The following is a 22,372-nucleotide window of genomic DNA, read 5'->3' on the forward strand; positions in this document are numbered from 1 at the left end:
ATGGAATGGCGTAATATATATCGTGGATTTTGTATGGGCGTTAGTGATTTAATTCCTGGTGTGAGCGGCGGTACAATCGCTGTTGTGTTAGGGATTTATGAACAATTGCTTGCGGCAATTAGCGGATTCTTTAGTCGTGAATGGAAAAAACATTTAGGATTTTTAATTCCACTTGCAGCTGGTGTGGCAGCAGCGTTTTTAACGTTAAGTCACGTTATTAAATATTTACTTGCAAATCATTATGAACCGACTCAATTTTTCTTCCTCGGTTTAATTATTAGTATATTACCGATGTTAATGAGAGAAGCTGATGCAAAGTCATCGTTTAAAGGTAAGCACATTGTTTTATTAATAGTTGCAGCAATTCTTGTTGCGATTACAGCTTTCTTTAAACCAGATAAGACAGCAGACCCAATTACAACGTTAACAATTTTAAATGCAATTGGTTTATTTTTCGCAGGATGGATGGCTAGTATGGCTATGTTGCTTCCTGGAATTAGCGGATCGTTTATTTTATTAATTATTGGTGTGTATCCGACAGCAATTAATGCTTTAACTACACTCAACTTACCTTTAATCGCAGTTATTGGTGCTGGTGTTATGGTAGGGTTCGTTGTAAGTAGTAAAGGAATTAGCTTCTTATTAGATCGATATAAAAGTATGACATTTGCGGCAATTATTGGACTAGTTATCGGTTCGATTGTAATTGTGTTCCCTGGTATTCCAACTGGAGGATTTTCAATTATAAGTTCAATTATTACCTTTATTTTAGGATTTGCGATTGTTACTTATTTCGGTAAGAAGTAAGGGCTGGAGTCCCCTTGGCGATAAAAGTCGTTAAGGGGATTTTTCATGCTATTCACGGAAAGTGCAGGCATTTACATTGCTTGTTATAAAAAGCTTTTTTAAAATTGTTGAGTAGCAGTGCTTAGCGAAAGGGGGACTGGCTCCTTCGTTGTAGCAAACTGTTTTTGATAGTATAATGAAATGAGTATGCAGTGAGAAATTTGCTGCAAGTAGCTGAGGTGAAGAAACATGCAAAGAGTGACAAACTGTGTGTTAATTAGAGATAATGAAGTACTCTTACTCCAAAAACCTCGCCGGAATTGGTGGGTTGCACCAGGCGGGAAAATGGAGCGTGGTGAGACTGTAAGAGATTCCGTTGTTCGCGAGTATCGTGAAGAAACAGGTATTTATTTAAAGAACCCAGCGTTAAAGGGGGTCTTCACCTTTGTCATCCAAGAAGGTGATAAAGTTGTTTCTGAATGGATGATGTTCTCCTTTTTAGCGACAGATTTTGCAGGAGAAAACAAACTAGAGAGCGAAGAAGGCATCATTGGTTGGCATACATTTGATAAAATTGATGATTTAGCAATGGCACCAGGAGATTATCACATTATTGATTATTTAATTAAAGGAAATGGCATAATCTACGGTACATTTGTATATACCCCAGATTTTGAGTTGCTTTCATATCGATTAGATCCGAGTTAAACCGTCAAGGAGAGGATACGATGACAGAGAATAATGATATAAAAATGGTAATTATTACAGGAATGTCTGGAGCTGGAAAGACAGTAGCTTTACAAAGTTTTGAAGATTTAGGATATTTCTGTGTGGATAATTTACCACCGATGTTATTGCCGAAGTTTATTGAGCTTATGGCGGATTCAAAAGGAAAAATGAATAAGGTAGCACTTGGTATTGATTTACGTGGCCGAGAGTTTTTCGAACATTTATGGGAAGCGCTTGATGATTTATCAGAACGTACATGGATTATTCCTCATATTTTATTCTTAGATGCGAAAGATAGCACGCTTGTAACTCGTTATAAAGAAACGAGACGCTCGCATCCACTTGCACCAACTGGTCTGCCGTTAAAGGGAATCGAAGCAGAGCGTAATTTATTAACAGATATGAAGGCACGCGCTAATATTGTGCTTGATACATCGGATTTAAAACCGAAAGAATTACGTGAAAAAATTGTTCACCTATTTTCAACTGAAACTGAGCAAGCATTTCGTGTAAATGTTATGTCATTTGGATTTAAGTACGGTATTCCAATTGATGCAGATTTAGTATTTGATGTTCGTTTTTTACCAAATCCATATTACATTCCACATATGAAGCCATTAACAGGACTAGATGAAGAAGTTTCATCGTATGTGCTGAAATTTAATGAGACGCATAAGTTTTTAGAGAAATTGACTGATCTTATCACTTTCATGCTGCCTCATTATAAAAGAGAAGGCAAGAGTCAACTTGTAATTGCAATTGGATGTACAGGTGGACAGCATCGTTCTGTTACGCTTACAGAATACCTTGGGAAACATCTGAAACCAGAGTATAGCGTTCATGTATCTCATCGTGATGTGGAGAAGAGAAAGGGTCATTAAGGGATGAAAAAAGAGAGAAAACCTAAAATTGTTATCATGGGAGGCGGAACGGGACTTTCTGTTTTATTACGAGGATTAAAACAATATCCGGTTGATATTACAGCAGTTGTTACAATCGCTGATGATGGTGGCAGTTCAGGTAGATTACGTGATGAGCTAGAAATTCCACCCCCAGGTGACATTCGTAACGTACTTGTTGCGTTATCAGATGTAGAGCCACTGGTGGAAGCTTTATTTCAGCATCGTTTCACAACGGGAGATGGGCTGAAAGGTCATGCGTTAGGAAATTTATTATTGGCAGGTATGACCTCGATTACAGGAGACTTCTTCCATGCTATTACAGAAACGAGTAAAGTTTTAAATGTTAGAGGACGTGTATTACCAGCAGCGAATCAAAGTGCAGTACTACATGCGGAACTAGAAGACGGAGAAATTGTAACAGGTGAATCAAAGATTCCTTATTTCGGAAAGAAAATTAACCGTGTCTTTTTAACTCCAGAAGATGTAGAGCCGTTACATGAAACGTTGACTGAAATTAAACGAGCTGATTTACTTGTTTTCGGTCCAGGAAGTTTGTATACGAGTATATTACCGAATTTAGTTGTTAACAAAATTGGGGACGCTGTTCTTGCTGCAAAAGCGAAGAAGGTATATGTGTGTAATGTTATGACGCAAGCTGGTGAAACGATGGGATATACTGCGTTTGACCATGTGCAGGCGTTACATGATCATTTAGGTGAACCATTTATCGATACTGCAATTGTAAATAACCGTGATATTCCTTGTGAATTACGTCAGTTATATGAGGAAGAAATGTCGGTGCCAGTTGTAGTAGATGAAGAGCGTTTTACTGAAAACAATATTAATGTGATTCAAGATCAATTAGCGAAGTATGATGACCGTGTTGTAAGACACGATACATTAAAACTAGCTTCTATTTTATATTCACTGTTGTAGATGTGCGTTGCCTCGTTTGAGGTAACGCTCCTCATTTCATATAGGACAAGATTTTTGTTCCACAATAATCGTATAAGGAGGTGTTGACTGTGTCATTTGCATCAGAAACAAAGAAAGAGTTGACGAATCTGGAGATGAAGGAATGCTGTGAGAAAGCAGAATTATCAGCGTTACTTCGCATGAACGGATCGCTTTCTTTTTCAAATCGTCGTCTATCAATCGATATTCAAACGGAAAATGCGGCAATTGCAAGAAGGATTTATACGCTTTTGAAAAAAGGATATGACGTGACGGTAGAATTACTTGTTCGTAAAAAAATGCGATTGAAGAAAAACAATGTATATATCGTAAGGCTTGTTGAGAAGTCGCGCGAAATATTAGCTGATCTTCATATCGTTCGAGACGACTTTTCATTTATTCGAAATATATCACAAGAATTAATTGAGAAGAAATGTTGTAAACGATCGTATTTACGCGGTGCATTTTTAGCAGGTGGTTCAGTAAATAACCCAGAAACATCATCTTATCATTTAGAGATCTTTTCGTTATATAAGGAACATAATGATGCTATATGTGAACTGATGAACGGATTTGATTTAAATAGTAAGACGTTGGAAAGAAGAAAAGGGTACATTACGTATTTGAAAGAAGCAGAAAAGATTACAGAGTTTTTAAATATTATAGGTGCTCATAATGCACTTTTAAGATTTGAAGACATTCGAATCGTACGTGATATGCGTAATTCTGTAAATCGCTTAGTGAACTGCGAAACAGCTAATTTAAATAAAACAATTGGTGCAGCGCTAAGGCAGATTGAAAATATCCGCTATATTGATGAGACGGTTGGTCTTGATATATTGCCGGATAAACTACGAGAAATTGCGCAACTACGAAGAGATTATCAAGATGTAACATTGAAAGAGTTAGGTGAGATGGTATCCGGGGGGAAAATTAGTAAATCGGGTATTAATCATCGTTTGCGTAAAATTGATGATATTGCAGAGAAATTACGCGCGGGGGAAACGGTAGCAAAAAAATAAGAGGTTAAAGGGGAAATGGAGCTGTGGTTCAAAAAAGAGTTCAGGTTTCATTAAAAAACGGTTTACAAGCACGTCCGGCTGCGTTGTTTGTACAAGAAGCCAATCGCTTTCATGCAGATATTTTCATCGAAAAAGATGGGAAGACAGTAAATGCAAAGAGCATAATGGGGATTATGAGCTTAGCAATTGGAACTGGTAGCATGATAACAATTACAACAGAAGGTTCAGATGCAGAAGAAGCTTTAGAAGCATTAGCTGCATATGTACAATAAGAAGCTATCGCGTATGTGCGATAGCTTTTTTGTTGTTTGGGGCTTGTTGGTGGGGGGTATGTGGGGTGTGTGTACTTGTCGAGAATTGTCGGTAAGTCGATAAGTTGTGTCGAAACGTCGATATATTAAAATAATCGCCGATATAATTGGAGTTACGGTCGATATATTTGAAAAATCGCCGATATATTTCGGCTGATACTAGGTGGGGTATGCGGGCGGAGAACAGCATATAAAAAAAGCGCCCTGTTATAGGGCGCTTCTGCTTTTAATCTATCCAGCTCCAGCGGCTAGAATCTCCGGTTGTTTCGCTTTTACATTCGAGGCAAAAAGCGCCTCGGATGTAAAAGCTCCAACACCCTGCGATTCTGAACGAGCCGCTTCCGCTTTTAATTTTATCCAGCTCCAGCGGCTAGAATCTCCGGTCGCTTCGCCCCTTCATTCGAGGCAAAAATCGCCTCAGAATCAGGGGCTCCATCGCCCTGCGATTCTAAACGAGCCGCTTTCGCCTTAAATATCTATTAACGATTTGTAAAGATCTTATCGATTAAACCGTATTCTAAAGCTTTTTCTGCTGTCATGAAGTTGTCGCGGTCTGTGTCGCGTTGTAGTACTTCAAGTGGTTGACCTGTGCGGTCAGCAAGAATTTGGTTTAGTTTTTCACGTAAGAATAGGATACGTTTAGCAGCGATTTCGATTTCAGTCGCTTGACCTTGTGCTCCACCAAGTGGTTGGTGAATCATTACTTCACTGTTTGGAAGTGCATAACGTTTTCCTTTTTCACCTGCTGCAAGTAAGAATGCACCCATAGATGCAGCCATACCGATACAGATTGTTGATACTTGCGGTTTAATAAACTGCATTGTATCGTAAATTGCCATACCTGCTGTGATAGAACCACCTGGACTATTGATGTATAGGTGAATATCTTTGTCTGGATCTTGAGATTCCAAGAATAAAAGCTGGGAAACGATTGAGTTAGCTACGTTGTCATCAATTGCGCTACCAAGCATAATGATGCGGTCTTTTAATAGTCGAGAGTAAATATCGTAAGCGCGTTCTCCACGATTTGTTTGTTCAATTACTGTAGGAATTAAATTCATCTGTTATTTCCTCCTTATAAAGCTTTCTTAGTCTTATAATACAATTATGGTCAATAAAGGTCAAACGAAACCACTTTAAATCAAAAAAATATGTAGTTGTACCATGAAATATTCGCTATGTTTTTGAAATTCCCTGCTTATGTATCTTCAACATCATAACCGAATTACATAAATTTAAACGTTATAAAAACTGTAGAAAAAAAGAAAAGAACGCCTTTTGACTGAAGCGTTCTTGCGATATCTATTCTTTTAAAAGATAGGTTACTTTATTTAAAATCTTTTCGATTTGTTTCGCGTTTTTACTATACATTTCGCTCGCTGATTTCGACTTTGTTTCTAGGGAAAATAGTTCGAGATCAGCATGACATTTTTTTAATGATGCTAATAATAAAGGTTTGTTTTGAGGAGAAGGCATTTGTAGTTTGTCATTATAAATGTCGATAGTCAGTTGTCCGTATGAATCAACTTGACCGAGAAAGACATTTTCGATAACAACACCGAGCTTTTCTAGTTCAGCATGTAGCCAAGCGCGGTTATGTCCACTTGCGGATAGCGGTTCATCTAAGACATTGCCATCCATAATAACAGTTTGTGGTTCTTTTTCGTTTGCTACTTTTAAACCGATGTCTTTTGCTGTGAGTGGTTGGCGATCTTTCTTTAATAATACATTTAATTCTCCGCTCGGTTCTAGTACAGCAAATTCAACATCAGCTACGCTGAAAGCATCTTTTCCACGGAGAAGTTCCAGTAATTCGTCACTTGTATATTTTTCTTTCTTTAAGTTATCTTCGAGTATCTTTCCATCTTTTATTAATACGGTAGATTTCCCTTCAAAGAAGTCCCGAGCTGTTTTGTTCTTTAAAGAAAGGATTCCTGTTAAAAAAGGTACCACAGCGAAAATGAGTATCGCAAAGACGCCGTGAAAAAATTTTGAATCGAGCCCTGTAGATACTTGGGCAGCGATGTCACCGATTGTCATTCCGGCTATGTATTCAAAAAAGGAGAGCTGAGAGATTTGTCTTTTCCCTAACCATTTCGTAATAGCGAATAAAATAATTAATATGAATACAGAGCGAAGAATGACAAGTGTCCATTCCGGCAGGTGAGACATAGTCATTTCCTCCAGTCTACTTAAAACCCTTTATATTGAGGTTCTTCACGTTCTAATACTGAAACTCTATTTTGTAAATCAGCGATGATGCTGTCCATTTCTAACATACATTCATGAAATACACGTTTTGATTCTGCGTCCTGTGAATGTAGTGAAAGGGAGCTTAAAGTTGCTTGAGCGCCCCTTACACTAGCAAGGCAGGTTTTGACGCTAGCGATAACTGTCATACGAACACCTTATCCTTTCGGTTTGAATAGCAATGCTCCGATGAAGCCGAAAATAATAGCTGCGGATACACCGGCGCTTGTTACTTTAAACATGCCGGTAATAACGCCAACGATGCCATGTTTTGCGGCTTCTTCCATTGCGCCATGAACGAGGGCATTACCAAAGCTTGTAATAGGTACGGTTGCCCCAGCTCCAGCGAAGTCAATTAATGGTTCATACAAATTGAATCCATCTAATATAGCTCCAGCAACAACGAGTGTTGCCATTGTATGAGCGGGCGTTAGCTTGCCGACATCAAACATAAGTTGGCCGATTACACATATGAGTCCGCCAATGACGAAAGCCCAGAAAAAAATCATTGCGTTGCACCTCCGAATTCAATTGAAACGGCGTGAGCGATGCACGGAATCGTTTCTTCTTGTTGGAATGTAAGTGGAGATAGTAAAGCGCCTGTCGCAACGACAAGTATTTTTTTGAACTCTCCTCTTTTCATTCGGTTTAATAAATGACCGTACACGACTGTTGCGGAACATCCTGGTCCGCTAGCCCCAGCTATGACAGGTTGCCCTTCTCTATAAATGAGTAGCCCGCAATCTTGAAACTGTTCGCTCGTTACTTTCGTTCCGTGTTTATGTAGTAAGTCATAAGCAATTTCACGTCCTACATGCCCGAGGTCACCGGTTACGATTAAATCGTAGTAAGAGGCGTCAATTTGACGTTCGCGTAAGTGAGCTTCAATTGTATCGACGGCGGCTGGAGCCATTGCGCCTCCCATATTAAACGGATCTGTTAATCCCATATCAACCACTTTTCCGATTGTTGCGGATGTTACCCTAGGGCCATGTCCAGTATCGCTTAAAATAGCGGCTCCTGCTCCAGTTACTGTCCACTGTGCGGTAGGTGGCTTTTGTCCACCATATTCGGTAGGGTAGCGGAACTGTTTTTCTACAGCGGTGTTATGGCTTGATGCCCCAGTTAATAAATATTTTGCGCCTTTTGCATTTACGATACTCGCCCCAAGTGCTAAACCTTCCATAGAAGTAGAACAAGCGCCGAATAGTCCGAGATAAGGAGTGCCCAGTGTACGGCAAGCAAAGCTTGTAGGGGTAATTTGATTAATTAAATCTCCTGCGAGTACAAATTGAATATCGTCTTTACGAAGTTCTGCTTTTTCAGTGGCGCGGCTACAAGCTTCTTCGAACAAAATTTTATGTGCTTTTTCATAGGAATCTTGTCCGAGCCATAAATCTTCATGAAGGATATCGAAGTCTTCGGGGATTTTCCCTTTTGCTTCAAACGGTCCGCCAACGACTCCAGTTGAAATGATAACTGGTTTGTTTTCAAATACCCACGTTCGGTGTCCTTGTAACATTTATAGCCCTCCCCATTGAACGAGAATCGTTTTAATAAGTGCGATGACGAAAGCTGAAAATACACCAAATAAAATAACGGATCCGGCTAATTTGAACATGTTACCGCCAACGCCAAGGACAAACCCTTCCGTCCGGTGTTCGATACATGCGGCGACAACAGAGTTACCAAATCCAGTGACAGGTACAGCTGTCCCAGCACCTGCAAATTGACCGAGACGATCATATACGCCGAACCCAGTTAGTAACATCGAGATGAAAATAAGAGTTGCTACTGTTGGATTCCCTGCTGAGCGTTCAGTGAAATCGAAATACGTAATATAAAAAGTAGAAATGAGTTGCCCAATTAGGCAAATGAAACCACCAACGAAAAAGGCTTTTATACAGTTTTTTAAGACAGGACGCTTCGGTTCGCGTTCTTGCTCGAATTTTTTATATTCCTGTTGTACAGGGGTTAAGTTTTTATCTTTACTAGACATTTAAATCCTTCCTTTTCTATTCGAAAGCGTTAAGTGTTAGATTCCATTTCTGATCCGATAAGTTTTAACTGTTTTTTGATTTCATCTTTAGATATTTCTTTTTTCTTGATTCTGTTTTCAAGCTTTTCGAGTAACATAAAGATTTTTTTATCGGTGCTAACACGAACATCGAAAGTGGGATATTCGTCACTTAGTTGCTTTTGAAGTTTCTTGCGTAAAGGTTTTAACCCAAATCGTTCATGATGCTCAGGCTTAACTGCTATGTAGAGATCTAAATTTGAATTCACAGCTGCGCTCTTTATAATTTCATCCATAGCGAGAGCTCTTTTCTTCGCTCCCTGTGATATAGATTGATTAAAGGATTCCGTACTCGTCTTTGTTAATTTGGGACCTTTCTCTTTCTCTGTTCGTTTTGCTTCTTCTTTTTTTACCTTTTTATCTAATGGGCTGTGATCACAACCGGTAAAAGAACTAAATAGAAGTATAAATAACGCGGTAATGAGTCCGATCTTTCGCATAATCATCATTCCATTTCTATTGCAATATGTAATGTGATAGAAAAAGGATGACTGCATATCACCCTTTTTCTATTTCACAGCAAGACTGATTCGTTATTGCTGTGAGTATTGTGGTTCTTCTTGTTGGACTTCTTCAACACGTGGGTTTAAAGAATCGATAATTGTTTGTGTTTGCTGCGCAGCTGTTTGGAAAAGTTGCTTAGCTTGTTGGTTATCCGTATCAAGAGCGAATCCCTCTAAGCTAGCTTGTGCACTTTTTAATCCAGAAACAGTTTGCTTTAATTTCGTAATTACAGTCATTGAATGAAGCCCCCTTTGGAATATCAATTCAAAGATTATAATTTGTGAGTTGGAGTGAATTTATGATTGGGAATTTTAGGGATGAAGCATCTGAGCATTACAATTTTGTAATGAACATGTAAGGAAAAGCGATAGTGACAAAAACTTTTTTCTCCTAGAATAAAGAAGGTAAAATAAGTTAAAAGCATATTTTAAGGAGAGAAAAATGAAGAAATTATTATTGGGTTTAATTGGAGCTTTTATATTAGTTATTGGTGTGGCAAGTGTTTCTCATAATGAGATAACAGATAGATACAATCCGCTTGTGAAAGAGGACTTTGTATATGTAAAAGCGAAAGAATCTGGTCGACTATCCAAAATTGGAGAGGTAGCTGGGGATTATAAACTAATGGGTTATTATACTTCAGGTGAAGAGAGAGATGTTAAGTTTTATGCACCTCGTGGACTTAGAGAGGGAGCGTATGTAAAGGTTAAAACAAAAGGTGAATATATTGAAACATATCAAGAAGTACAGCCTAATGAAATTCCAAAAGAGATTAAAGAGAAACTAGATAAATAAGACCGTTAAGAATTGCCTCCTAAATATAGAAATTAGGGGGCTTTTTTATGTGAAAAATAGTGTATATATAAAGTGCAATCAAAGAGTTTTTATTGATTTAAATGGTTTTTATTGCTATTATTATGAAGAGAAAATGAAGTGTATTTTATAATCATGCGCCCATAGCTCAGTCGGATAGAGCGGTGGTTTCCGGTACCACGTCTGCCGGGGGTTCGAATCCCTCTGGGCGCGTCAAAAAGTCCTAACTTACGTTTTGTAGGTTAGGACTTTTTTTATTTCCCTCTTGTTATATCTGATAATAAGATTTACTATTAGTACTTGATTATAATTAAATTCCGTTATTATTTTCTTTCAATATTATTCAAATTTCGGTTTTAAGTTGTAAATCTCATTAATACATATAAATTAATAATATTTTGGAATGGGTGTCTGTGATAGCATTCTCCTTTTACCAAACTTATTGTACAATAGAAACAAGGGGGAGATTAGTTTGAAGGCAAGTCTTTTACAAGAACAAAGCTTACGTTTGGCAATGACACAAGAGTTAAGGCAAGCGATTACAATGCTCCAGTATAATGTACAAGAATTATCGGAGTTTTTGTATGAGCAATCGTTAGAGAATCCCCTTATTGAGTTAGGTGGTTTTGAGAGGGAGAAGAAAAAGAGCTCTAACAACAGTAAAAGTACCAGCAAACAAGTCGAGAATCAGATGGAAATCTACAGTGTGGATTCTACAACGATTCAGCAACATTTATTAAATCAAATACAGTATTATAAAATAGAGGAAGAAGAGCGAAAAGTAGCTTCTTTCATTATTATGAACATGGATGGAAATGGGTATTTACAAGAAACGAATGAGGAGTTAGCAAATCTCCTTTCCGCACCGCTACATGTAGTTGACCGCTCTGTAGAGCTTGTCCAATCACTTGAGCCAGCAGGGGTAGGAGCGCGTAATATTCAGGAATGTCTAACTTTGCAATTGAAGCGCTTACAAAGACGAAATGGATTAGCAGAAGAGGTTGTAGAAGATCATTTCGCTTATTTCGTGAAGAAAGATTGGCGAAAGCTCGTTCAAGTGCTGAAGTGTAGTAATGAGGAATTGCAATCGGCGGTGAACTGTATTACGTCATTACAGCCGAAACCAGGTCTTGCGTTTTCTTCTGATAAACCACTTTATATTGTGCCTGATATGGCTGTGAAAAAAGATGGTGATCGTCTCGTTTTACAAATGAATGAGAGAAATATGCCGAGAATTGAAATTCATTCTGAATATAGTGCGCTTCTTAATAATAGTGAAAGTGAAGTAGCATCTTACGTTTCAGAAAAGTATCAGCATGTACAGTGGATTATGCGTAGTTTGAAACAAAGAAAACAAACGCTTTTGCAAGTGATGACCATTATTATGGAAAAACAACGTGATTTCTTCTGGAAAGGTCCGGAGTATTTAAAGCCACTTGCTTTAAAAGAAGTAGCAGAAGAGTTAAGCGTCCATGAATCGACAATTAGTCGGGCAACGCGAAATAAATATGTGCAAACACCACACGGTTTATTTGAGATGAAATCGTTCTTTAGTAATGCCGTTTCGACTACTGAAGATGAAGCGGTTTCTACAAAGCGTGTAAAACAATTTATTCAAACGCTTGTTGAGGCGGAGAATAAGAAAAAGCCACTTTCAGACCAAAAGATTTCAAAATTGTTAGAAGAAGAGCATGAAATCGTTATTTCTCGAAGAACAGTGGCGAAGTATAGGGAGCAAATGCACATCCCAGCGTCGTCATTACGAAAAACGATCGGATAGGTGAAGAAGATGAAAGTTGTACTGTATACAAAAAATGATTGTGGCCTTTGCGTGAAGGCGAAACAAGTTTTACAGGAAGTACAATGTGAATATTCTTTTCAAATTGAGGAAATAGATATATATGAAGATAATGACCTTTTAGAAACATATCACCTAATGATTCCGGTTGTAGAAATAGACGGAAAACAAGTAGAATATGGTAACATTCACAAAGGTGTCATAATAAACTATATAAAGAATGCAGTTAAGAGTTGAATAAGTTTCTATCTCCTGTTACAATAATACACGTAGCAGGGATTATTTTTTTAACCTATGTGGGACACAAAATGTCACTACGGGACGTAAAGTGACCACGAGGGAAAATGAACCGATGTAGTGAGGAGAAAAGATATGCGCTCATGGATTCAGAACACAAAAAAATTATTACCTGATCTGCTACCTGTTATGCAAACGAGAATGCAAATTCTTCAATACATTAGGCTTATGCAGCCGATTGGAAGAAGAAATTTATCAGCAAGTCTCGGTATGACAGAACGAGTATTGCGAAGTGAAGTTCAAGTTTTGAAAGAACAAAACTTAGTTCACGTCGCTTCTTCTGGAATGACTTTGACAGAAGAAGGAACAGCTTTAGTTCTTGCTTTGGAAGACTTTATGAAAGAAATTTCCGGGTTAAAGGTTTTAGAAAAGCAACTTAAGGAAACATTAGACTTGGATGAAGTTTTCGTTGTCCCTGGTGATAGTGATGAATCGCCTTGGGTCAAACTGGAGATGGGCCGTGCTTGTGTGACTTGTATAAAAGACCGTCTGACAGCGAATAATATCGTTGCTGTGGCTGGAGGAACTACGCTAGCTGCTGTTGCGGACATGATGCAGCTTGATTGCAAAGATTTACATATGCTATTTGTCCCAGCACGTGGTGGAATTGGAGAAGGCGTCGAGTTAGAAGCCAATACTATTTGTGCCAAGATGGCGCAAAATACGATGAGTAATTATCGCTTATTGTATGTTCCAGACCATGTTAGCAGCGAAGCATATGCGTCTATTGTGACAGAGCCTTCCGTGAAAGAAGTTCTTGAGTTGATTCGATCTTCCAATATCGTCATTCATGGAATAGGTGATGCGTTAACAATGGCACGTCGCAGAAATACTTCAGAAGCAGATTGGTTAAAGATTCAGGCAAGCGAAGCAGTTGGCGAAGCTTTCGGTTACTACTTTAATGAACAAGGAAATGTTGTTCATAAGGTAAGAACAGTTGGTATGCAACTAGAGGATTTACAAAATGTATCTCACGTTGTTGCAGTCGCTGGAGGTTCTTCAAAGGCAAAGGCAATACAGGCTGTAATTAAACAAGGGCACACTTCAATTCTAATTACAGATGAAGGTGCAGCAAAACAATTAACAAAGGGTATTACCCTTTAATATAATCCCCCAAGGAGGAAATTCAAATGACTAAAATTGGTATTAATGGATTTGGACGTATCGGACGTAACGTATTCCGCGCAGCACTTAACAACCCAGAGGTAGAAGTAGTAGCAATCAACGACTTAACAGATGCTAAAACTTTAGCTCACCTTTTAAAATATGACACAGTTCACGGAACTTTAAACGCAGAAGTATCTGCTAACGAAAGCAGCATCGTTGTTAACGGTAAAGAAATCAAAGTTATCGCTGAGCGTGACCCAGCACAATTACCATGGAGCGACTACGGAGTAGAAATCGTAGTAGAATCTACTGGTCGTTTCACTAAAAAAGCAGACGCTGAAAAACACTTAGGTGGATCAGTTAAAAAAGTTATCATCTCAGCTCCAGCTTCTGACGAAGATATCACTGTAGTTATGGGTGTTAACCACGAACAATACGATGCAGCTAGCCACAACGTAGTATCTAACGCTTCTTGTACTACAAACTGCTTAGCTCCATTTGCTAAAGTATTAAACGAAAAATTCGGCGTAAAACGCGGAATGATGACAACAATTCACTCTTACACTAACGACCAACAAATCTTAGACTTACCACACAAAGATTTACGTCGTGCTCGTGCAGCAGCTGAAAACATGATCCCAACATCTACTGGTGCAGCTAAAGCAGTAGCATTAGTATTACCAGAACTTAAAGGTAAATTAAACGGTGGCGCTGTACGTGTTCCAACTGCTAACGTTTCTCTAGTTGACCTAGTTGTTGAACTTGACAAAGAAGTAACAGTTGAAGAAGTAAATGCAGCATTCAAAGCAGCAGCTGAAGGCGAATTAAAAGGTATCCTTGGATACAGCGAAGAGCCATTAGTATCTATCGACTATAACGGATGTACAGCTTCTTCTACAATCGATGCATTATCTACAATGGTAATGGAAGGTAACATGGTTAAAGTACTTTCTTGGTACGATAACGAAACTGGTTACTCTAACCGCGTAGTAGACCTAGCAGCTTACATGACTTCAAAAGGTCTTTAATTCTTAATTATATAAGTTATCAATGACAAAACGAGGGAGAGGGTTTGTTCCCTCTCTCTCTTCTTTCGTTTTAAAAGCAAATGTGTTAAGCTTTTGAGTGGGTTTTGTCAATCCTAACTAGTAGTCGGAGGGAAATCCAATGAACAAAAAATCAATTCGTGACGTAGATTTAAAAGGTAAGCGTGTATTTTGCCGCGTTGACTTCAACGTACCTATGAAAGAAGGCAAAATTACAGATGAAACTCGTATCCGTGCAGCTCTTCCTACAATTCAATATTTAGTAGAGCAAGGTGCGAAAGTTATTTTAGCAAGCCACTTAGGCCGTCCAAAAGGTCAAGTAGTAGAAGAAATGCGTTTAACTCCAGTAGCAGCACGTTTAGGCGAGCTTCTTGGTAAAGACGTTAAAAAAGCAGACGAAGCATTCGGACCAGCTGTACAAGAAATGGTTGCAGCAATGAACGAAGGCGACGTATTAGTTCTTGAAAACGTACGTTTCTATGCGGGCGAAGAAAAGAACGATGCAGAACTTGCGAAAGAATTTGCAGCTCTTGCTGACATCTTCGTAAACGATGCATTCGGTGCAGCTCACCGTGCTCACGCTTCTACAGCAGGTATCGCGGACTACCTACCAGCAGTATCTGGTTTACTAATGGAAAAAGAGTTAGATGTTCTTGGAAAAGCACTTTCTAACCCAGATCGTCCATTCACAGCTATCATCGGTGGTGCGAAAGTAAAAGATAAAATCGGTGTAATTCGTCATCTATTAGACAAAGTAGATAACTTAATCATCGGTGGCGGACTTGCTTACACATTCGTTAAAGCTTTAGGTCATGAAATTGGTCTATCTCTATGTGAAGACGACAAGATTGAACTAGCTAAAGAATTTATGCAACTTGCAAAAGAAAAAGGCGTAAACTTCTACATGCCAGTTGATGTTGTAATCACTGAGGAATTCTCTGAAACTGCAACAACTAAAATCGTTAATATCGATTCTATCCCTTCTAACTGGGAAGGCGTGGACATCGGTCCTAAAACACGTGAAATTTATGCAGATGTAATTAAAAACTCTAAGCTTGTTGTATGGAATGGACCAATGGGTGTATTCGAAATGACTCCATTCGCAGAAGGTACAAAAGCAGTAGGACAAGCATTAGCAGATGCAGAAGGTACATACTCTGTTATCGGCGGTGGTGACTCTGCAGCAGCTGTTGAAAAATTCGGTATGGCTGATAAAATGAGCCACATTTCTACTGGCGGCGGTGCGTCATTAGAATTCATGGAAGGTAAAGAGCTTCCAGGTGTAGTTTGTCTTAACGACAAATAAGTAGCAGCCAAAGAAAAAGGACGGTGCAAAGCATGCGTAAACCAATTATCGCAGGTAACTGGAAAATGAATAAAACTCTATCTGAAGCAGTTAGCTTCGTAGAGGAAGTTAAAGGTCAAATCCCAGCAGCTTCAGCTGTTGATGCAGTAGTTTGCTCTCCAGCTCTATTCTTAGAGCGCCTTGTAGCAGCGACTGAAGGAACTGATTTACAAGTAGGTGCACAAAACATGCACTTCGAAAAAAATGGTGCATTTACTGGCGAAATTAGCCCAGTAGCACTTAGCGACTTAAAAGTAGGCTACGTAGTACTTGGCCACTCTGAGCGTCGTGAAATGTTTGCTGAAACAGATGAGTCAGTAAACAAAAAGACTATCGCAGCATTTGAACATGGTTTAACACCAATCGTATGTTGTGGTGAGACTTTAGAAGAGCGCGAAAGCGGAAAAACATTTGATCTAGTAGCAGGTCAAGTGACAAAAGCACTTGCAGGTTTAACTGAAGAGCAAGTTAAAGCAACTGTTATCGCTTATGAGCCAATCTGGGCTATCGGTACAGGTAAATCTTCTTCTTCTGCAGATGCAAACGAAGTATGTGCGCACATCCGTAAAGTTGTTGCAGAGGCTGTTTCTCCAGCTGCTGCAGAAGCTGTTCGTATTCAATACGGCGGTAGCGTAAAACCAGAAAACATTAAAGAGTACATGGCACAATCTGACATCGACGGCGCTTTAGTTGGCGGTGCTAGCTTAGAGCCTGCTTCGTTCTTAGGTCTTCTGGAGGCGGTAAAATGAGAAAGCCAACAGCTCTAATTATTCTTGACGGTTTCGGACTTCGTGAAGAAACTTACGGGAATGCTGTAGCACAAGCTAAGAAACCTAATTTTGATGGTTACTGGAACAAATTCCCTCACACAACGCTTACAGCTTGTGGTGAGGCAGTAGGTCTTCCAGAAGGTCAAATGGGTAACTCTGAGGTTGGTCACTTAAATATCGGTGCTGGCCGCATTGTATATCAAAGCTTAACACGCGTAAACGTTGCAATTCGTGAAGGTGAGTTCGACAAGAACGAAACGTTCCAAAGTGCAATTAAAAGCGTAAAAGAAAAAGGTACTGCACTTCATTTATTCGGTTTACTTTCTGACGGTGGTGTGCACAGTCACATGAACCACATGTTTGCTCTTCTTCGCTTAGCAGCTAAAGAAGGCGTTGAGAAAGTATACATTCATGCATTCTTAGATGGCCGCGATGTTGGACCAAAAACAGCACAAAGCTATATTGATGCAACAAATGAAGTAATTAAAGAAACAGGAGTAGGACAATTCGCGACTATCTCTGGTCGTTATTACTCCATGGACCGTGACAAGCGTTGGGATCGCGTAGAAAAATGTTACCGTGCTATGGTGAATGGTGAAGGCCCTACTTATAAATCGGCAGAAGAGTGTGTAGAAGACTCTTATGCAAATGGTATCTACGATGAATTCGTATTGCCGTCTGTAATTGTTAACGAAGATAACACGCCAGTTGCAACAATCAATGATGATGATGCAGTTATCTTCTATAACTTCCGTCCAGACCGTGCAATTCAAATTGCTCGTGTATTTACAAACGAAGACTTCCGTGAGTTCGATCGTGGTGAAAAAGTACCTCACATTCCAGAATTCGTATGTATGACACACTTTAGTGAAACAGTAGATGGTTACGTGGCATTCAAGCCAATGAACCTTGATAACACTTTAGGTGAAGTTGTTGCGCAAGCGGGATTAAAGCAACTTCGCATCGCGGAAACTGAAAAGTATCCGCACGTTACATTCTTCTTTAGCGGTGGTCGTGAGGCTGAATTCCCAGGAGAAGAGCGTATTTTAATTAACTCACCGAAGGTTGCAACGTATGACTTGAAACCTGAAATGAGCATTTACGAAGTAACGGACGCTTTAGTAAATGAAATCGAAAATGATAAACATGATGTTATCATTCTTAACTTTGCGAACTGTGATATGGTTGGCCATTCTGGGATGATGGAACCAACAATTAAAGCAGTAGAAGCAACTGACGAATGTTTAGGAAAAGTTGTAGAAGCGATTCTTGCAAAAGATGGTGTAGCACTTATTACTGCTGACCATGGTAATGCTGACGAAGAATTAACTTCTGACGGAGAGCCAATGACAGCTCATACAACTAACCCGGTTCCTTTCATCGTTACGAAGAACGACGTAGAATTACGTGAAGGTGGTATCTTAGGTGATATCGCTCCAACAATGCTTACACTTCTTGGTGTTGAGCAACCGAAAGAAATGACAGGTAAAACAATTATTAAATAATTTGCTTATATAAAAAGGAGAGAATTTATTATGTCAACAATTATTGATGTTTATGCTCGCGAAGTCCTTGACTCTCGTGGTAACCCAACTGTAGAAGTAGAAGTTTACACAGAAAGCGGCGCTTTCGGACGCGCTATCGTACCAAGTGGTGCATCTACTGGTGAACACGAAGCAGTAGAATTACGTGACGGTGACAAATCTCGTTACCTTGGTAAAGGTGTTGTTAACGCAGTAAACAACGTTAACGAAATTATCGCTCCAGAAATCGTTGGTTTCGACGTAACTGACCAAGCTGGTATCGACCGTGCTATGATCGAATTAGATGGCACTCCAAACAAAGGTAAACTAGGCGCTAACGCTATCCTTGGTGTATCTATGGCAGTAGCTCACGCAGCAGCTGACTTCGTAGGTCTTCCATTATACCGTTACCTTGGTGGATTCAATGCAAAACAATTACCAACTCCAATGATGAACATCATCAACGGTGGTTCTCACGCTGATAACAACGTAGACTTCCAAGAGTTCATGATCTTACCAGTTGGTGCTCCAACATTCAAAGAATCAATCCGTATGGGTGCTGAAGTATTCCATGCACTTAAAGCTGTATTACATGACAAAGGTCTTAACACTGCAGTAGGTGACGAAGGTGGATTCGCTCCAAACCTTGGTTCTAACCGTGAAGCATTAGAAGTAATTATCGAAGCTATCGAAAAAGCTGGTTACAAAGCTGGCGAGAACGTATTCTTAGGAATGGACGTTGCTTCTTCTGAGTTCTACAACAAAGAAACTGGTAAATATGACCTTGCAGGCGAAGGCCGTACTGGCTTAACTTCTGCAGAAATGGTTGATTTCTACGAAGAGCTTTGCAAAGACTTCCCAATCATCTCTATCGAAGATGGTTTAGACGAAAACGACTGGGATGGTCACAAATTATTAACTGAGCGTATCGGTGATAAAGTACAATTAGTTGGTGACGACTTATTCGTAACTAACACTCAAAAACTTGCTGAAGGTATCGAAAAAGGTATCTCTAACTCAATCTTAATTAAAGTTAACCAAATCGGTACTTTAACTGAGACTTTCGAAGCTATCGAAATGGCTAAACGTGCTGGTTACACAGCAGTTGTATCTCACCGTTCTGGTGAAACTGAAGATGCTACAATCGCTGACATCGCAGTTGCAACTAACGCTGGCCAAATCAAAACTGGTTCTATGAGCCGTACTGACCGTATTGCTAAGTACAACCAATTATTACGCATCGAAGACGAACTAGGCGAAATCGCTGTTTACGATGGTATCAAATCTTTCTACAACATCAAACGATAATTGTAGAAAATAACGACAGACCGTGAGAAATCACGGTCTGTTTTTTTATGTTAAAATTCTTCCCCCGTCATAAGTGACATGAAATGTTTAAAGAAGCGGTTATAATCAAAATCAATTGCGATTTGATGAATCGGCCGATCAATAAATGGTTTAGATTCTTCTAAAGAGCGGAATTCCCCAATGCTTGCCCCTTGTGCATAAGATTCGGTCATGATAACGATAGGTGATTTGTGATACGTAAACATAGAGTTATCAAGTAAAGCGAGTATTGGCATTGTGTCATGGAAGGGGCTACCCTTTAAATGTGGTAGAGCATTTTTATAATAACTATAGTAATAATGATCGAATAAAGGTTTGACGAGTGGGGCTTTTCCTTTTGCTTCAATATATTCAGCCATTTCTGGTGTAATGATGGAATATTGGGTGACGTTTAATGGATAGATGTACATGTTAGGTGAGGATTGAAGGACTATATTAGCGGCAGCAGGATCACCATAAAAGTTTGCTTCAGAAATAGGGGTAACATTACCCGGGTGTAAAAAGGCACCGCCCATTATGTAGTAAGATTTAATTTGCTTCATTAACTGTTTACATACGATGAATAAAATTGCGAGGGAGGTAAGTCTTCCTAAACTTACAATGATTACTTCATCTTTATACTGTTCAATAAGAGGAATAACTTCGAAAAAATTCTCCATTTCCCCGTTAGTTACATTCCCTTTTGGAATAATTGGCCCGAGCCCTTGTTTCCCATGTACATCGGTAAAAAAAGCAGGTGGGGCACCAGTAAGTGGACGCTCTGACCCACCAAATATCTTAATATTTCTATTCATTGTTTCGTTCTTAAGAAAATGAGCATTTTGTACGGCCATCTCTTTTGGAACATTGCCGTAATCAGCAACAATGCCGATGATTTCTATTTCATCAATAAAGAATGCTAAGAGGAGAGCCATCGTATCATCAATCCCAGGATCACAAAAAATGAGAACTTTTTTGGGCATATGTTCACCACCTATCTTGTTTATCCCACTTTAATGGGCAGTAAGACCTCCACCTCGAAATACAGCGAATTAGTTCAACTAATAATCAGTGGGGGATAAAGAACCCCCACTGATTAAAGTTTCACTTTATATATATGTAAGCTTAAGGATAAAAAGATTATTTTATTGAAATAACAACCTTTAAAATTCAGAAAATAAAAACTTCTTATATTAGGTCAAGGTTTTTGACTTAATTTTCTTTTAGAAATGTAGTCATATCAAGGTTGTAAGCGTATAACATAGGCGTTTTTTGCTGTCAAGTTGATAAATTGCAGCTTTTTACAATTTATACTATGATAAAGATATTAACAGAAGATCGTATAAACAAGAGGGATGATGAACATGAAATTTACAAAGATTCTTGTCCAAATTGCTGCTCTTTACGTTTTTTATATGGTTGGAACTTGGGTACAAGAAATGTTAAATATTCCGATTCCAGGAAGTTTGATTGGAATGTTCCTCTTACTTGTTTTACTTAGCCTAAAAGTTCTTCCAGTGAAATGGTTCGATTTAGGAGCAGAAACACTCGTTGCTATTATGCCGTTTTTATTAATTCCGCCAACACTTGGCCTAATGAATTACGGTGCTTTTTTTATGAGTAAAGGAATTTCTCTTTTCATTACAATTGTAGCGAGTACATTTTTAATTATTATTGTCGCAGGACATACAGGACAATATCTTGCGAATAGAAAGGAAAGAGAGTCGCGATGAGCCAAATATTGATCGGAATCGGTTGGGTTATTTTTACGGTGCTATTATACCAATTATCTAAAAAAATCTATAAATTATTTCCAACACCATTCACCATTCCAATGCTTGTAGCAACAGGATTAATGGCTTTCTTATTTATTATGCTTGATATACCGTATCAACATTATATGGAAAGTGGTGGCGGTTGGATTGCAAAACTGCTCGGACCCGGTGTTGTAGCATTTGCAATTCCTCTTTATAAACAACGCCACGTTCTTCAAAAATATGTTGTACCGATTGCCGGCGGGGTACTAGTAGGTACAACAGTTGCCATTGCAAGTGACTTTGCTATTGCGTCACTTATGGGAACAGATAAAAGCTTAATTTTATCTTCTTTACCAAAATCAGTGACAATGCCAGTTGCGATGAGTGTTTCAGAGCAAGTTGGTGGTGTACCGTCATTAACAGCAGCTTTCGTTGTTATTGCAGGTATTACTGGAACGATTACCGGCCCGCTTTTATTAAAATGGAGCCGCGTTACAAACTCAGTTGGTAAAGGTATCGGATTTGGATGTGCTTCTCATATTATGGGTGTTATGAGAGCGATGAAAAATAATGAACATGAAGGTGTTATTGGATCGGTAACAATGACATTAACAGCGATTTTGACATGTTTGCTCGGGCCGCTATTTGCAATGATGTTCATGTAATGGAAGAAAAGCGAGAGCAACCTTATAGCTCTCGCTTTTCTATAGAATTTATGCTACAGTTACAATAACTGAATCTTTGTAGGAGGTACGCCAAGTGCATACGTTATTATCCGTTTTACTTATTATTGTATCGATTTTAATGATTGTTATGGTACTTATGCAGTCTAGTAATAGCTCAGGCCTTTCAGGTGCAATTTCAGGCGGTGCAGAGCAATTATTTGGTAAGCAAAAAGCACGTGGAATTGAAGCGGTATTAAACCGTATTACAATTGTTTTAGCTGTATTGTTCTTCGCATTAACAATTGGTGTTACGTACTTAAACTTATAGAATTGAAAGAAGAAGCGTTAGTAGGATGTACTAATGGTTCTTCTTTTTTTGTTTTGCCATTT

At 38.9% G+C, this 22,372-nt stretch carries 27 protein-coding genes and 1 tRNA gene; 19 read left to right on the top strand and 9 right to left on the bottom strand.

Features of this window, described 5'->3' with window-relative positions; all coding sequences use genetic code 11:
* From PDK19_RS17915 to PDK19_RS17940, 6 genes are all read left to right on the top strand, one after another.
* Complete coding sequence (locus tag PDK19_RS17915; RefSeq protein ID WP_000455203.1) at positions 1–807, top strand: DUF368 domain-containing protein; 807 nt, start codon at positions 1–3, stop codon at positions 805–807.
* Between the two features lie 228 nt (positions 808–1,035).
* Entirely contained in the window at positions 1,036–1,494 is a 459-nt protein-coding gene (locus tag PDK19_RS17920) for an NUDIX hydrolase (RefSeq protein WP_001190080.1), read from the top strand.
* A 20-nt stretch (positions 1,495–1,514) separates the two neighbouring features.
* Entirely contained in the window at positions 1,515–2,396 is an 882-nt protein-coding gene (rapZ, locus tag PDK19_RS17925) for an RNase adapter RapZ (RefSeq protein WP_000138457.1), read from the top strand.
* Positions 2,397–2,399: 3 nt separating this feature from the next.
* Complete coding sequence (locus PDK19_RS17930; RefSeq protein ID WP_000712176.1) at positions 2,400–3,353, top strand: gluconeogenesis factor YvcK family protein; 954 nt, start codon at positions 2,400–2,402, stop codon at positions 3,351–3,353.
* An 89-nt stretch (positions 3,354–3,442) separates the two neighbouring features.
* Complete coding sequence (gene whiA / locus PDK19_RS17935) at positions 3,443–4,393, top strand: DNA-binding protein WhiA (RefSeq protein WP_000006561.1); 951 nt, start codon at positions 3,443–3,445, stop codon at positions 4,391–4,393.
* A 23-nt stretch (positions 4,394–4,416) separates the two neighbouring features.
* Entirely contained in the window at positions 4,417–4,665 is a 249-nt protein-coding gene (locus PDK19_RS17940; protein WP_000250307.1) for an HPr family phosphocarrier protein, read from the top strand.
* A gap of 518 nt (positions 4,666–5,183) precedes the next feature.
* On the opposite strand, the gene clpP is transcribed toward PDK19_RS17940, so the two are convergent.
* The 8 genes from clpP to PDK19_RS17980 all read right to left on the bottom strand — a co-directional run bounded on the left by clpP (position 5,184) and on the right by PDK19_RS17980 (position 9,771).
* Entirely contained in the window at positions 5,184–5,765 is a 582-nt protein-coding gene (clpP, locus tag PDK19_RS17945) for an ATP-dependent Clp endopeptidase proteolytic subunit ClpP (RefSeq protein ID WP_001049154.1), read from the bottom strand.
* 241 nt (positions 5,766–6,006) lie between these two features.
* On the bottom strand, positions 6,007–6,876 hold the full coding sequence (locus tag PDK19_RS17950; protein WP_000018909.1) for a DUF421 domain-containing protein: 870 nt from the start codon (positions 6,874–6,876) through the stop codon (positions 6,007–6,009).
* Between the two features lie 20 nt (positions 6,877–6,896).
* On the bottom strand, positions 6,897–7,103 hold the full coding sequence (locus tag PDK19_RS17955) for a DUF1657 domain-containing protein (protein WP_061654108.1): 207 nt from the start codon (positions 7,101–7,103) through the stop codon (positions 6,897–6,899).
* A 9-nt stretch (positions 7,104–7,112) separates the two neighbouring features.
* Entirely contained in the window at positions 7,113–7,463 is a 351-nt protein-coding gene (gene spoVAE / locus PDK19_RS17960; protein ID WP_000575919.1) for a stage V sporulation protein AE, read from the bottom strand.
* Positions 7,460–8,476 (bottom strand): stage V sporulation protein AD, encoded by a 1,017-nt coding sequence (gene spoVAD / locus PDK19_RS17965; RefSeq protein ID WP_000938952.1) that lies wholly within the window; start codon positions 8,474–8,476, stop codon positions 7,460–7,462. Before spoVAD ends, spoVAE begins: the two co-directional genes overlap by 4 nt.
* A complete protein-coding gene (spoVAC, locus tag PDK19_RS17970) occupies positions 8,477–8,953 on the bottom strand; it encodes a stage V sporulation protein AC (protein ID WP_000095407.1) in 477 nt (158 codons plus the stop codon).
* 29 nt (positions 8,954–8,982) lie between these two features.
* Entirely contained in the window at positions 8,983–9,471 is a 489-nt protein-coding gene (locus PDK19_RS17975) for a YhcN/YlaJ family sporulation lipoprotein (RefSeq protein WP_001226063.1), read from the bottom strand.
* A gap of 93 nt (positions 9,472–9,564) precedes the next feature.
* Entirely contained in the window at positions 9,565–9,771 is a 207-nt protein-coding gene (locus PDK19_RS17980) for a DUF1657 domain-containing protein (RefSeq protein WP_000216166.1), read from the bottom strand.
* 205 nt (positions 9,772–9,976) lie between these two features.
* On the opposite strand from PDK19_RS17980, the gene PDK19_RS17985 reads away from it, so the two are divergent.
* The 10 genes from PDK19_RS17985 (at position 9,977) to eno (ending at position 19,542) form a co-directional block, all read left to right on the top strand.
* On the top strand, positions 9,977–10,330 hold the full coding sequence (locus PDK19_RS17985; protein WP_049112618.1) for a YxeA family protein: 354 nt from the start codon (positions 9,977–9,979) through the stop codon (positions 10,328–10,330).
* Between the two features lie 155 nt (positions 10,331–10,485).
* Positions 10,486–10,561: transfer RNA gene (locus tag PDK19_RS17990), tRNA-Arg, on the top strand.
* A 259-nt stretch (positions 10,562–10,820) separates the two neighbouring features.
* A complete protein-coding gene (gene rpoN / locus PDK19_RS17995) occupies positions 10,821–12,128 on the top strand; it encodes an RNA polymerase factor sigma-54 (RefSeq protein WP_000647971.1) in 1,308 nt (435 codons plus the stop codon).
* Positions 12,129–12,137: 9 nt separating this feature from the next.
* The gene (locus PDK19_RS18000; RefSeq protein WP_000869739.1) at positions 12,138–12,383 is read left to right on the top strand and encodes a glutaredoxin family protein; all 246 of its coding nucleotides are present in this window, start codon (positions 12,138–12,140) and stop codon (positions 12,381–12,383) included.
* A gap of 135 nt (positions 12,384–12,518) precedes the next feature.
* The gene (gene cggR / locus PDK19_RS18005; protein ID WP_001258187.1) at positions 12,519–13,547 is read left to right on the top strand and encodes a gapA transcriptional regulator CggR; all 1,029 of its coding nucleotides are present in this window, start codon (positions 12,519–12,521) and stop codon (positions 13,545–13,547) included.
* 26 nt (positions 13,548–13,573) lie between these two features.
* Complete coding sequence (gene gap, locus PDK19_RS18010; RefSeq protein ID WP_000161231.1) at positions 13,574–14,578, top strand: type I glyceraldehyde-3-phosphate dehydrogenase; 1,005 nt, start codon at positions 13,574–13,576, stop codon at positions 14,576–14,578.
* A gap of 139 nt (positions 14,579–14,717) precedes the next feature.
* Positions 14,718–15,902 carry a phosphoglycerate kinase gene (locus PDK19_RS18015; RefSeq protein ID WP_001036347.1) on the top strand — a complete coding sequence of 395 codons (1,185 nt, stop codon included), beginning with the start codon at positions 14,718–14,720 and terminating at the stop codon, positions 15,900–15,902.
* A gap of 32 nt (positions 15,903–15,934) precedes the next feature.
* Complete coding sequence (tpiA, locus tag PDK19_RS18020) at positions 15,935–16,690, top strand: triose-phosphate isomerase (RefSeq protein ID WP_001231036.1); 756 nt, start codon at positions 15,935–15,937, stop codon at positions 16,688–16,690.
* The gene (gene gpmI / locus PDK19_RS18025; protein ID WP_001231150.1) at positions 16,687–18,216 is read left to right on the top strand and encodes a 2,3-bisphosphoglycerate-independent phosphoglycerate mutase; all 1,530 of its coding nucleotides are present in this window, start codon (positions 16,687–16,689) and stop codon (positions 18,214–18,216) included. Before tpiA ends, gpmI begins: the two co-directional genes overlap by 4 nt.
* Positions 18,217–18,246: 30 nt before the next feature.
* Positions 18,247–19,542 (top strand): phosphopyruvate hydratase, encoded by a 1,296-nt coding sequence (eno, locus tag PDK19_RS18030; RefSeq protein ID WP_000103956.1) that lies wholly within the window; start codon positions 18,247–18,249, stop codon positions 19,540–19,542.
* A 50-nt stretch (positions 19,543–19,592) separates the two neighbouring features.
* Here the strand turns inward: eno and PDK19_RS18035 are convergent, their stop codons facing one another.
* Entirely contained in the window at positions 19,593–20,543 is a 951-nt protein-coding gene (locus PDK19_RS18035) for a nucleoside hydrolase (RefSeq protein WP_001125025.1), read from the bottom strand.
* A gap of 381 nt (positions 20,544–20,924) precedes the next feature.
* Here PDK19_RS18035 and PDK19_RS18040 point away from each other — a divergent pair, with 381 nt between their 5' ends.
* The 3 genes from PDK19_RS18040 (at position 20,925) to secG (ending at position 22,310) form a co-directional block, all read left to right on the top strand.
* Positions 20,925–21,293, top strand: a complete 369-nt coding sequence (locus PDK19_RS18040; protein WP_000673220.1) for a CidA/LrgA family holin-like protein — start codon at positions 20,925–20,927, stop codon at positions 21,291–21,293.
* A complete protein-coding gene (locus PDK19_RS18045) occupies positions 21,290–21,982 on the top strand; it encodes an LrgB family protein (RefSeq protein WP_000078293.1) in 693 nt (230 codons plus the stop codon). The genes PDK19_RS18040 and PDK19_RS18045 overlap by 4 nt, the downstream gene beginning before the upstream one ends.
* A gap of 94 nt (positions 21,983–22,076) precedes the next feature.
* Positions 22,077–22,310 (top strand): preprotein translocase subunit SecG, encoded by a 234-nt coding sequence (gene secG, locus PDK19_RS18050; protein ID WP_000557262.1) that lies wholly within the window; start codon positions 22,077–22,079, stop codon positions 22,308–22,310.
* The last annotated feature ends 62 nt before the right edge of the window (positions 22,311–22,372 follow it).

The organism is Bacillus cereus group sp. BcHK124 (genome assembly GCF_027712065.1).
Lineage (GTDB): Bacteria > Bacillota > Bacilli > Bacillales > Bacillaceae_G > Bacillus_A > Bacillus_A pacificus.